The sequence below is a fragment of the Microcystis aeruginosa FD4 genome, from assembly GCF_009792235.1.
Classification (GTDB): domain Bacteria; phylum Cyanobacteriota; class Cyanobacteriia; order Cyanobacteriales; family Microcystaceae; genus Microcystis; species Microcystis viridis.
Genome location: NZ_CP046973.1, coordinates 892,013 through 904,604, shown reverse-complemented (window position 1 = coordinate 904,604; position 12,592 = coordinate 892,013). Strand labels below are relative to the sequence as shown.

The 12,592-nt window shown below is 43.2% G+C and carries 9 protein-coding genes and 2 pseudogenes; 2 read left to right on the top strand and 9 right to left on the bottom strand.

Annotated features, from left to right (window positions below; translation table 11 throughout):
* Positions 1 to 53: 53 nt before the first annotated feature.
* Complete coding sequence (locus GQR42_RS04680; RefSeq protein WP_158199090.1) at positions 54 to 359, bottom strand: DUF6825 family protein; 306 nt, start codon at positions 357 to 359, stop codon at positions 54 to 56.
* Positions 360 to 744: 385 nt separating this feature from the next.
* On the opposite strand from GQR42_RS04680, the gene GQR42_RS04675 reads away from it, so the two are divergent.
* Entirely contained in the window at positions 745 to 1,968 is a 1,224-nt protein-coding gene (locus GQR42_RS04675) for an ABC transporter substrate-binding protein (RefSeq protein WP_158199089.1), read from the top strand.
* A gap of 332 nt (positions 1,969 to 2,300) precedes the next feature.
* On the opposite strand, the gene GQR42_RS04670 is transcribed toward GQR42_RS04675, so the two are convergent.
* The 6 genes and pseudogenes from GQR42_RS04670 to sufB form a co-directional block, all read right to left on the bottom strand.
* Positions 2,301 to 3,806 (bottom strand): RluA family pseudouridine synthase, encoded by a 1,506-nt coding sequence (locus tag GQR42_RS04670; protein ID WP_158199088.1) that lies wholly within the window; start codon positions 3,804 to 3,806, stop codon positions 2,301 to 2,303.
* 33 nt (positions 3,807 to 3,839) lie between these two features.
* Positions 3,840 to 5,102, bottom strand: a complete 1,263-nt coding sequence (locus tag GQR42_RS04665) for a SufS family cysteine desulfurase (protein ID WP_158199087.1) — start codon at positions 5,100 to 5,102, stop codon at positions 3,840 to 3,842.
* A 55-nt stretch (positions 5,103 to 5,157) separates the two neighbouring features.
* Positions 5,158 to 6,483: a Fe-S cluster assembly protein SufD gene (sufD, locus tag GQR42_RS04660; RefSeq protein WP_158199086.1), complete on the bottom strand. Its 1,326-nt coding sequence runs from the start codon at positions 6,481 to 6,483 to the stop codon at positions 5,158 to 5,160.
* 179 nt (positions 6,484 to 6,662) lie between these two features.
* Positions 6,663 to 6,863 (bottom strand): annotated as a pseudogene (locus GQR42_RS04655) (Fe-S cluster assembly ATPase SufC); the annotation flags it as partial.
* Between the two features lie 462 nt (positions 6,864 to 7,325).
* A pseudogene (locus GQR42_RS04650) lies at positions 7,326 to 7,442 on the bottom strand (Fe-S cluster assembly ATPase SufC); the annotation flags it as partial.
* 173 nt (positions 7,443 to 7,615) lie between these two features.
* Positions 7,616 to 9,058 carry a Fe-S cluster assembly protein SufB gene (gene sufB / locus GQR42_RS04645; RefSeq protein ID WP_002758413.1) on the bottom strand — a complete coding sequence of 481 codons (1,443 nt, stop codon included), beginning with the start codon at positions 9,056 to 9,058 and terminating at the stop codon, positions 7,616 to 7,618.
* Positions 9,059 to 9,281: 223 nt separating this feature from the next.
* Between sufB and sufR the strand changes: the two genes are divergently transcribed.
* A complete protein-coding gene (gene sufR, locus GQR42_RS04640) occupies positions 9,282 to 9,917 on the top strand; it encodes an iron-sulfur cluster biosynthesis transcriptional regulator SufR (RefSeq protein WP_158199085.1) in 636 nt (211 codons plus the stop codon).
* 232 nt (positions 9,918 to 10,149) lie between these two features.
* Here sufR and GQR42_RS04635 read toward each other — a convergent pair whose 3' ends face one another.
* Complete coding sequence (locus GQR42_RS04635; RefSeq protein ID WP_158199084.1) at positions 10,150 to 10,860, bottom strand: Uma2 family endonuclease; 711 nt, start codon at positions 10,858 to 10,860, stop codon at positions 10,150 to 10,152.
* 85 nt (positions 10,861 to 10,945) lie between these two features.
* Complete coding sequence (locus GQR42_RS04630; protein WP_158199083.1) at positions 10,946 to 12,502, bottom strand: CPBP family intramembrane glutamic endopeptidase; 1,557 nt, start codon at positions 12,500 to 12,502, stop codon at positions 10,946 to 10,948.
* Positions 12,503 to 12,592 lie beyond the last annotated feature (90 nt).

The window sequence follows — 12,592 nt, the reverse complement described above, 5'->3', positions numbered from 1 at the left end:
AGGGCTGACACGCAATTTTTGGGGCTTTAAAGCGACTAAAAGAGGGTTTTGGGTTAATTCCGGTAGTTTTTTAGTTCCGAGCGCAATTGGGCGATTTCGGCGCGCATTTCGTCGATGTTTTCCTGCACATCGGCACTGGAGGAACCACTGGAGTCTGTACCAGTATATACTCCCTTTTCCATGGCTCGATCGGCCCTCATTTGCACTTCTTCGACGAATTGCCGCAGGTTTTCCCGTTGTTCGGCATCAAATTTGCCTAATTCGCTTAAAGCGTTGGTGAACGCATCTTCTAGCTGTTCACCGATCACTTCAGCGATCGCTCGTCCGAGGAAAAAGGCGTGAATAACGGGGTTAGTCATAATCTTAAATGGATGTTTTCGCTTGCTGGGGTTTGTGGACGGGAAAGGCGATAATAAATTCCCTAACTACTAGGTTAGGCGACAGAACCAGAAAAGGCAAATCGTTTTTCTGAAAAGGGAGGTGAGATCAAATCCGTTTTCAATAGTGTGATTAACTCTCAAGTTATCAATTGTTTCTCCCTTCTCCCCACAACCCACACCCCACTCTCCTATCCCTTTTAAACAGGATTTAGTGTGAGACGGGGAGGTTAATCGACAAGATTATGAGAAACAAAGGGCGCTAAGGGAGCAAAATCTGGTTCGATCGCGTCGAGAATTTCGCTGAAATCAACCCGATTAGCGAAATAATAGTGTCATCAACAATATCAGCCCTAGGAGAGTTAAGATGCTCGGAAAACGTTTATTAATCCCCTTAATACTATCCCTAGTCACTTTCGGTCTAGTGGTGGCCTGTAATTCTGGCACTCCCACCGGTCAAACTAACCCCAGTCCCGCAGAAAACGCCGCCACTGCTGCTATTCCCATCGGTGCAGCTTTAGCTCAAACCAGCAATCTCGCCCTATTGGGACAGGAACAGGTGATCGGTGTCAAGATGGCTGAAACATATTTTAATAAAAAGGGCGGAGTCAATGGAACACCGATTAAAGTTATTATCCAGGATGTGGCCGGGGACGAACCGGGCGCGATCAACGCCATTAATACCCTAATCACTCAAGATAAGGTGGTGGGTATTCTCAGTCCGTCTCTGTCCCAGCAAGCTTTTGCCGCTAGTCCGATCGCCGATCGAGCCAAAGTTCCCATTCTCGGTCCGTCTAACACGGCTAAAGGTATCCCCCAGATCGGTGAATATGTGGGTAGGGTGTCTGCTCCTGTGGCTGTGGTCGCTCCCAATGCGGTTAAAACCGCTTTAAAAATCGATCCCAAGATTAAAAAAGTGGCTGTCTTTTTTGCCCAAAATGATGCTTTTAGTAAATCGGAAACGGAAACTTTTCAAGAAACCCTAAAGAGTTTAAATCTTGATATTATCACCGTGCAGAAATTCCAAACCACCGATACAGATTTTCAAAACCAAGCCACCGCCGCTATTAATATTAAACCAGATTTAGTGGTTATTTCTGGTTTGGTTGCTGACGGAGGAAATTTGGTCAAACAGTTGCGACAATTAGGCTATCAGGGGTTAATTATTGGGGGCAATGGTTTAAATACTTCTAATATTTTCCCGGTTTGTCAAGCTCAATGTGATGGCATTATCATTGCTCAAGCTTATAACCCGGAATTAGATAATCCTATTAATCGGGATTTTGTCGCCGCTTATACAGCAGAAAATAAAAAAGCACCCCCCCAATTTACCGCTCAAGCTTTTACGGGAATTCAAGTTTTTGTCGAGGCCTTAAAACGGGTAGATGATAAAAATAAACTCAGTACACTTTCCCTCGAACAAATTCGCCAACAATTAAATCAGGAGATTTTAGCGGGTAAGTATGTCACTGTCCTGGGAGATATTGCTTTTACTCCCGAAGGGGAAATCATTCAGGATAAATTCTCCGTGGCACAAATTAAAATGGATGCCGATGGTAAGAATGGTAAATTTACTTTTGTGAAAAATTAATCAGTAAAGGGTTCTTCTCGTTTCCATCTCGTTGCAAGGGATACCCTGACAACGCACTTCCAGAGGTTCTACCTCTTGTGTAACCCATCAGGGAAGGGAGGGATATCCTCCCTTTTCTCGTGCCAATGTAGAACCTTGGCACGAGACAAAAGGAATAGGATCAAGGTTGTTTGGCTCTTCTAGGTTCTGTGTGCAAGGAAGAAGAATAGGGATGATTTTCCAGAAACAGGGTCTTCAATGCCTTGCCTAGCAAGACTTATCCTAATGATCAAGAAGAGCGTCAGTAAATCGGTTTATTATGGCTAATTTGTTGCCGTTAGCAATTATAGCTCTCAAAAAGGGGTGGGAATGATTAGATCAAGTTTAGTTTCGGTCTGAGGATGACGAAAAGATAATTGTTTAGCGTGTAGGTGTAAACGGTGGGACTGCTTACCATCGTACAAGCGATCGCCTAAAATTCCTATCCCTAATCCCTGTTGACTATGAACACGAATTTGATGGGTTCTTCCCGTGTAGGGAATAAATTCGAGGCGAGAATAATTGCCTTCTTTGCCGACAACTTTAAAATAGGTTTGACTAGCTTTTCCCCTTTGCCAATCCACAGTTTGATAGGGTCGATTTTGCGGATTTCCCCAGAGGGGTAGGTCAATTATACCCGATTCTCGCTCAACAATTTCTGATAATATAGCTTCGTAGATTTTCTCCACTTGTCGCCGTTGAAATTGTTGGGATAAACAACGATAAATATCTAAATTTTTAGCTAGTAATAATATGCCAGAAGTTTCTCGATCTAAACGATGAACGGGAATGACATTTTTTCCTTGACGACGAAACCGATTAACCACAGCATCTTGACTATCTTGATAACGTCCTGCTACCGATAATAATCCTGCGGGTTTATTAATAGCAATTATTCCCTCGTCTTCGTAGATAATTTCTAGGGATGAACGTAAACCAGAGAGTAAAAAACCCATGAGAGGTTGACATCTTTCTTGACAAGCGCCATAAAATTCTCCCTGTTTTCTATCTCGATTCGATTCTCCCCACCAAAATTCGGCCATAGCGATAGGTTTTAATCCTTTCATGGCGGCATAATTTAATAATTTTGGGGCGCAACATTCCCCTGTTCCCGTCGGTAACAAATTACTGCCCATCAATTTAGCTAAGGAGAGAGATTGTCCAGAAAAGTTATTTAAACAGTAGGATTGATACAGCAATTCCTGTAACTGTTTGGAGAGGTTCCTACGCTGTTGCTTAAGTTCAATAATTCTCTGATTAGCTAAGTTTATTTTCTCAATTAATGGGGTTAAAACTTGTTTTTGTTCCTGTTTTAATTGCTTTCTTGCTCTTTTTTCCTGACGACTGATATTATTTAAATTTTCTAATTCCTCTGGTTTTAAATTTCCTAAATTTCTTAATCTATCTCGTTCCTGTTTATTGCTTTGATGTTGTTGCTGTAAAGCTTGTATTTTGCGATCAAAACTTGCTTGATTGAGTCGATATAAGTTATGTTCTGGGATTGATTGTAGGGTGATAATTTCCTGTTTAATTGTTTCTAAAAGTTGCAAAACGCGCTTTTCTTCCAGCATAATTTTTTCTCTCCCCACTAGGGACGGAACCCAGCCAGTAGCTTCTCCCTGTCCAGAAAAAGCTTTTAAAATCTCTATTTCGCCAGCAGCATTTTCTCCTAACAAAATTCCATACATTTTGCCTTGAGGATTGCTGATAGTTGTCATCAAATCTTGGGCAATTTTTTCAGCCAAAAGAGTGCGGGGCAAGCGCAATAACTCGCCCGTTTCGGTACAAATTCCTTGATAATAATAAGTAACTTCCTTCACTCTTTAAGAACAGGAAAAGGGCTAGAGATACCCCTAAGAAAAACAATTGGCAAAGAAATCAATAGTTTCCTGTAAAGCGACAATAAAGCGCTCGATTTCTTCGCGGGTATTATAAAAATATAGACTTGCCCGCGCGCTGCCGGAAGCATCAAAAAGGCGGTGTAGAGGTTGGGTACAGTGATGACCGGAACGAATAGCAATTCCTTCGTGGTCTAATAAAGTGGCTAAATCACTAGCATGAATCCCTTCCACATTAAAGGAGGCTAAACTAGCCCGACCTTGGCCTGTTAAACTAGGTGGCGGCCCGTAAATTCTTAAACCCTCAATTTCTCCTAGTTTTTTGAACAAATGGGCGGTTAATTCTTCTTCGTAGGCATGAATATTATCCATCCCTAAACCCATTAAATATTCTACCGCAGCACCGAGGGCAATCGCTTCGCCAATAGCGGGGGTTCCCGCTTCAAATTTGTGGGGCAGTTCGGCACAGGTAAAATGGTCTAAATAGACTTCCGCAATCATTTCGCCACCACCAAAAAAGGGCGGCATTACCTCTAAAATAGCCTCTTTACCGTACAAAAATCCAATACCGGTGGGGGCGCACATTTTATGACCACTAGCCACCAACCAATCACAATCTATGGCCTGCACATCAATGGCTAAATGGGGTACACTTTGACAGGCATCAATTAACACTTTCGCCCTGACTTGATGGGCAAGGCTGACTATTTCGGCAACGGGATTAATACAGCCTAAGGTATTGGAAACATGGAGGACAGCAACTAATTTAGTTTTCTCAGATAATAAGTATTTATATTGTTCTAAATCAAAGCTTTCTTCGCCGGTTAATTGCACATATTTAATCACCGCCCCCGTCTTTTGGCAGACAATTTGCCAGGGGATTAAATTACTGTGGTGTTCCATAACCGAGAGAATAATTTCATCCCCTGCTTTCAGGGTATTTAATGCCCAACTGTAGGCGACTAAATTAATCGCTTCCGTGGCGTTGCGAGTATAGACAATTTCCTGACGAGAAGCGGCATTAATAAACCTAGCCACCTTATCTCTGGCTCCTTCGTAGGCTTCCGTTGCCCGAACACTTAAAGTATGCGCCCCCCGATGCACATTGGCGTTATCTTTTTCGTAATAGTTTCGCAGGGTTTCTAATACTTGAATTGGTTTTTGGGAAGTGGCAGCACTATCGAGATAGATAAGGGGTTTATCGTGTACGGTTTGATGGAGGATAGGGAAATCGGCGCGGACTTTTTGGGCGAGGGTTTTTTCTTGGATAATTGTCATTTTAGTCAGGAGTCAGAGGGGTACTTTGGGCGGGTTTGCACCCACCCCGGTAGAGTTATTCCACAGTGCGACAGGCGACACATTGCCCCAATCTTTGGCGGAGGGATTCTAGAGGAATTTTAGCTAAAATCTCGGCCGAGAAAGCATCAATTAACAAACTGCGGGCGGTGTCGGCGCTTAAGCCCCGGCTTTGCAGATAGAATAAATCATCGGCTTCCAGTTGGCTAACGGTTGCCCCGTGGGAACATTTGACGTTATCGGCGGTAATTTGTAATTCGGGTTTGGTGTTGACTCGTGCCTTGTTAGAAATTAACAAATTCCGATTTAACTGGGAGGCGTTGGTTAATTGGGCAGGTTTGGGAACAAACACTCTACCATTAAAGATGGCGTGAGCGCTACCATCAACGATACATTTATGCAGTTGCTTGGCGATGCCGTGGGGATGGTTGAGATAGATGGCGCTGTGGGTATCGGCGGTTTGTTGTCCGGTAATCATGGCTAATCCGTGCAGATTTGTCTCGGTTTGTTCTCCTTTTTGCAGGATATCGAGGTTATGACGGCAGAGTTTAGCACCCAGATTTATCTCGTTGAGAGTGTAACGGCTATCGCGCCCTTGTTCAATTATCGTGCGTCCGATGTGAAAACCATCTCCCGATTCCCGTTGTACTCTGGTATGGATGACCTCGGCGTTGGCTTCGAGGTAAATTTCCGTGACAGCGTTGGTAAAATAAGCGTAATTTACAGGTAAATCGGAGCAATATTCGGCTAAGGCTCCGTAATTCTCGATAATATTGACACTAGCTCCCGTTTCGGCCACGATTAGGCTATGGGGCTGATAAAAGCGGGGAATTTCCTCCACAACGGTGATAAATAAGAGATGTATCGGAGTTGTGACGACGGTGTTAGCGGTGACGTGAATTACTGCCCCATCGCTTAAACCAGCTTGGTTGAGTGCGGTAAAAAATTCGGGTGTTTTTTCTTTCCCTAGATAGTTGACAAGAACATCTTTTTGTGCATTGGCAAGATTGCTGACGCTGACACCGGGGGGTAAAGCGGAGATATCGGACAATTCAGGCTGATAAATGCCGTTAACGAAGACTAAACGGCTGTTTTTGGCTTCGGGCAGTAAAAAAACAGCTAGGGCATTTTTATCGATTGTAACGGTTTGGGGGGCGCGAAAATCGATCGCCCAGAGTTGACTTAAATCGGTGAATTGCCATTCTTCGTCTTTTTTGCCAGGAATGGCTAATTCTTGAGCTTTACTGGCTCCCGATTCTCTTAATTCGAGAATTTTACCGTTATCGATAGTGGGAACCGTTTCTCGGGACAATTTTAACAATAATTCTCCTGATTGTTCAGGTTTCGTGATTATGGCTGTCATTGGTAGGAGGGGATGTGGGGTGTAGGGTGTGGGGTGCGGGGTGTAGGGTGTAGGGTGTGGGGTGTAGGGTGTGGGGTGTAGGGTGTGGGGTGTAGGAAGAATAAGTAAAAATAATCTCCTGACTACTGGTAACTGGTAACTGATAACTGATAACTGATAACTGATAACTGATAGCTAGATTATTTAACGGCTAATAATTGTTCGTCGAGGAAATCGTAGCCAGTTCTTTCTAATTCGAGGGCTAATTCTTTACTGCCACTGGTGACAATGCGTCCATCGTACATAACATGAATAACATCGGGTTCAATGTAGTTGAGCAGACGCTGGTAGTGAGTGATAAGTAAAAAAGCGTTATCGGGGGTAGCTAATTGATTGACGGGGGGGTGGGGGTCCGCGGGTCATGCTAGGTCGCGGGGGAAGAGCTTCGGGGGTGTCTGAGGAGACCGAGTCAAGTTCTTCGAAAGTGTCAAGGGAATTTGGAGGGTGAGTTGTTGGAAATTGTGGAGTGTGGGATGGTAGGGGGTGGGGGACGATATTAAGGTGTTGTAATGAGGGTTTAGAGGAATAGTTTAGTTTTGGATTAGGGTTTATGGAGTTGGGGTAGATAGTTGGAAAAGATTTGATTTAGTGAGTTGGAGAATAAGTTGTGGGTGGGAGCTGGTTAATAATTTTTGATGGGGGGTAGTTAGAATGGGAGTTTGTGGGTTTATTGGTGTAAATGTTAATGAGGGAAATGAGGTAGGTGAGTTTTGGGGGAAAGGGGTTGTTTATTTGGAGAGTGGGAGAAAAAATTGTAGGATGTAGTGTAATATGGTAGGGTTTGTAGGGGGAAAGGTAATTTTGCGTCCCATAATTGCGTGGGTTTCACCCGCTTTAATTTCGAGGTTAACTCCTTTAAGAATCTGGTTTCCATCAATACTAGCGGTCAGATTTTTTACCGATAAAATTACTTCACTCATGTTTTTTTTGTTGGCAGGTGCAAATATTTCTAGAGACTAATCAAGTAAGTGGTTCTAACCCGCCCTCCTTAATAAGGGGGGGATATGACAATTTTTAACACCTACCTAATTATATTTTCACTGATTACTGATTACTGTTTACTGATTACTGATTACTGATTACTGTTTACTGATTATCCGACGGTTCCTTCTAGCTTGAGACTGAGGAGTTTATCAGCTTCGGCGGCGAATTCCATCGGTAATTTACTGAGGACATCCTTACAGAAACCACTGACTAACATAGAGACAGCATCTTCTTCGGAAATGCCTCGTTGTGCAAAGTAGAATAATTGGTCTTCACCGATTTTAGAAGTGGAAGCTTCATGTTCTACTTTAGCACTGTTATTATCCACCTGAATATAGGGAAAAGTGTTAGCTTCGGCATTATCTCCAATGAGCATAGAATCACACTGGGAGTAATTTCTTGCTCCCTTGGCTTTCGGTCCCATTTTCACTAACCCGCGATAACTATTTTGGGAATTACCTGCCGAAATTCCCTTAGAAATAATCGTACTTTTGGTGTTGCGGCCGATGTGAATCATTTTCGTACCTGTATCGGCCTGTTGTTTGTTATTAGTTAGGGCAATTGAGTAGAATTCCCCGACGGAATTATCGCCAACTAAGACACAACTGGGATACTTCCAAGTAATCGCCGAACCAGTTTCCACCTGCGTCCAAGAAATTTTAGAATTAACTCCTTTACACAGACCCCGTTTAGTGACGAAATTGTATATACCTCCCTTACCATTGGCATCGCCAGCGTACCAATTTTGTACAGTCGAATATTTAATATCCGCATTATCGAGGGCGACTAATTCCACGACGGCGGCATGAAGTTGATTACTATCGTACATCGGAGCGGTGCAACCTTCTAAATAACTTACCGATGCCCCTTCTTCAGCGACAATTAAAGTTCTTTCAAATTGTCCCGTCTCACCGTTATTAATCCGAAAATAGGTGGACAATTCCATCGGACAGGCGACACCTTTGGGGATAAAAACAAAGGAACCATCGCTAAAAACGGCAGAATTAAGGGCGGCAAAATAATTATCACCCACGGGAACCACACTGCCGAGATATTTCTGCACTAAGTCGGGATGTTCCTGTAAAGCTTCCGAAATAGAACAGAAAATAACCCCCTGTTCTGCTAGTTTTTCTTTAAAAGTTGTGGCGATAGAAACGCTGTCAAAGATAGCATCGACAGCGACGTTAGAAAGGCGTTTTTGTTCCGAAAGGGGAATGCCTAATTTTTCAAAGGTTTCGATTAAAGTGGGGTCAACTTCTTCAAGACTGTTGAGTTTTTCTTTTTTCTGTTTAGGTGCAGAGTAGTAGATAATATTTTGATAATCAATGGCAGGATAGGAAACGTGCGGCCAACTGGGTTCGGTCATCTTTTGCCATTGATGGTAGGCCCGGAGACGAAAATCGAGCATGAATTCCGGTTCCTTCTTTTTCGCTGAAATTAGGCGAATAATCTCCTCATTCAAACCGCGAGGGATGGTTTCCGATTCGATATCGGTGATGAAACCGTACTTGTAGGGTTGGTTAACGAGGTTTTTAACGGTGGTTGCACTCATGGGGGTTAGTGTTCTCTCTACGCGGTAGGCAGGGGAGGCAGTAAAACAACTTTCTTGTTGTTTAAATTGATTATATAATAGATTAACAACAAAGCTGTTGTCAAAGTCAGGGAAAATTTCAGAGGATTCTGGTAAACCTCTGTTATTCAAGTTACTCTGTAGGGGTAATTGGCCGCTCCTTGACCCTCAGCGATTGTACGCTAAAGCCTCTGTTTTTGGTATCATGACCACGACTCAACCCGCCTCGACGAAAGACGATATTCTGCAATATTTGCTCAAAAACGGTCAATCTACCGCCCAAGACTTGGCTGAGGAGTTAAGTATTAGTCCGCAAGCGACGCGCCGCCATCTTAAGGATTTGGAGGGGGAAGGACTGATCGAATATTTTGCGGTACAAAATAAGATAGGACGACCCCAGCACATTTATCGTCTCAGTCGTCAAGGTCGTGGCCGTTTTCCCCATAATTACGATAATTTCGCTGTTTCTTTCCTCAATACTCTGGTGGAGACGGTGGGAGAGCAACAGGTGGGGGAAATTCTCAAAAAACAGTGGCAACACAAAGCGGCAGAATATCAATTGCGGGTCGGGAAGGGGTCTTTAGGGGAAAGAATGAGAAAATTGCTGGAAATTCGCCAAGAAGAGGGTTACATGGCAGAATTAGTGGCACTGGAAGCAGAAAAAAGTTATGTCCTAGCCGAGCATCATTGCGCTATTGCTGAGGTGGCTGGTTCCTATCCCAGTATCTGTGGCCATGAATTAGAAATGTTTGCGCTGCTGCTACCCGATTGTACGATCGAACGGACTCACTGGATCAACCAAGGTGAGCAACGATGTGGTTATCTAATTAGGACTTGCTGAATAAATGTGAAATGTAGGCAAGGTAAGGGTTTTGTGGCTTTACGAGCGAAACAGGTGCAAGATTTTGAGAGAATCGTGCTTCAAAACCTTGCGTCTTCATCGGCCCGCGTCCTGTAGGGGCGAAGCATTCGGGCAATAACCTATCGGTGAAACCATAGATTTTCTATCCGAATGCTTCGCCCGTACTTTTTGCTGCAAACCCTAATTAAGTCCAAGGGATGACAGAAAAAGATTAGAGATTTTCATCGGGATTTATGCCCAATTCCCGCAGTTTAGCCGCTAATTTTGCGGATTTCTGCCTTTCCTGTTCAACTTGGTTTTCCGCCTGTTGTGCCGCTTCTGCGGGAGTGGGTACTAATTCGCCTTCGGGGGTAAAATAGCGCAATTTATTGGCAGATAAACCCAAATATAAGCCTAATTGTTGACTCCAGAGCCATCCCTGGGCATTGGGGGTAATCGGTTGATATTGACCGCTAATTAGGGTAAATCCTTCAAATTCTAAGCTTTCTGGGTCAAACCAAAAATAATCGGGAGTGCGAAATATATCTTGATAAATTTGTTTTTTCTCCTCTCGGTCAACTTTGGCGGTACTATCGGAGAGAATTTCGATAATTAAATTGGGATATTTGCCCTCTTCTCGCCAAACTACCCAACTTCTGCGGTTATGGTTGGGATTTGTCCCCAAAACGACGAAAAAATCGGGACCAGGGCAGAATTCTGACTTTTTCTGGTGGGGACTGTAATAAATGGTTAAATTGTCGGCGGCAAAATAATCTTCTCGCTCGCGCCACCACCATTTTAAACACTGAATTAATAAAATAATTTGTTGTAGATGTAGGTTACTTTCCAAAGGGGGTTCATGACTCCAAAATTCGCCTTCTGGGAAGATTATCTCAGGGTTGACATGAGACTCGACTAGGGGTAAGCTTTGAGCGATAGTCATGGTTTATCCAACAGAGATAGGTTGATAATTTATTAGACGGTATTTGTCATCATCTCTAGGCTACCCCGAAAACCAGAGACCTCACCTAACCCGCACCGCTGCCCAATAAAAATAAACTTAACAGGGTGCCACCATTCCAGAGACTATGAACCAACATTGAGGATAATAAATTTTTCGAGCGGGTGTAAACAAAGCCAAGAACACAACCTAGAACGGTTAAAGGCAGCACTTCTGACAAATTTTGGTGAGCAAGGGCGAAAATCAAACTACTAAGAGCGATTGCACCCCAGACGGGTAGATAACGAGTCAAAGAAGCTAGTAAAAAGCCGCGAAAAACAATTTCCTCGAAAAAAGGAGCGGCAAGGGAAGCAGTAAAGGCAAAACAGAGTAAAGCGAAGGTATTCTGGGATTCTAGGGCTAAAGTCAGCAGCGGGTTACTGCCTCCTTGTCCTTGCCAAATTAGTTGATTGAGCAAAGAAACGATAATAACGAGGGGTAAAGCGACAAAATAGCCGGCTAATCCCCAGAGAAGCCAAGGACTAAAGAGGTTAAAACGAAACCAATCGGGAGGTAAAGGGCGAAAAGGCTTGATTGCTAGATATAAAACCGATAAACTGCTCACTGTTAAGGCTAAATAACTAACTACAACGTATATTGCTTTAGCTTCTAGGTTAAATTGTTCCGGATTGAGACTCAAGAAACTCGATAAAATCCCGAAAATTACCGGTAAAACAATTTGTCCGACGAAAAAGAAACCGATAATTATTGCCCACCAGAGGGTTTCTCCTCCCCACTTAGTTTGCCAAGCGAGACTATCATCTAAAAAGAGTAGCGATCGCTGTTGGCGGAGAAGCCACTGCACTAATAAAAAGATCAACAGAACAAAACCGATTAAACCGCCGATAAGAGGCAACAAAGCCAGTAAAATTAGTTTAATTAACGCATTAGCCGCCACTTCACTCTGTTCTTCCTCTAAAGCGAGTAAATCCTCTTGACGATTTTCGAGACTATATAATTTTTCCAGAATGGTATAACGAAACCATCCTTGAAAATTGCGATCGATTCTCGCTTCAGCATCGGCAGCAATTTGGGGGGGTTCACTGTACAATCCCTCTAACAGCAGCGCATTTCCTAAAACAGCAGGTTTATACTGTTCAAATTCTGATTTTTCCTTGATGTTTTGCCAGATTTGCCGTGCTGAATCCAAGTCACCTTGACTAGCTTGAATGAGACTTAATTTCAGTTCTAAATCCTTTAGGGAATTGATTTCCCGCTCAAGGGATTTTTTTTGTTCGGGATTAACTGCTGATTTTTCTAGTTCGGTGATTGTTTTTTTGGCACTTTTCTGCGCTGATAAATACTGTTCTTCGGCGGTGCTGTAGGGTTCTTCACCGATCAGGGAAGTTTGCATTAATTTAAGATTAGCAAATTCCTCGCTATTAGGGTCAGCATCGGTGCTTAGAGTCGTAGCTTGTAGGTTGAGATTGGTTTGATATAGTTGAATATTCGATTGGATTTGGGGCTGGTTAACACTAGAAATTAAAGCTGTAACCACTGGGGTTAAGGCAATAATTGTTAAGACAAAAGCGATCGCTTGTTTGAGACTTTGCCAGGGTAGTTTTTTTGAGAAATTATCAAACATGAAAATAGTTAAGTGGGAGTTAGGGGTTAGGTGATGGGGTGATGGGGGTTGGGTAATAGGTGTTGGGGTTTTAGGGTTTTAGGGTTTTAG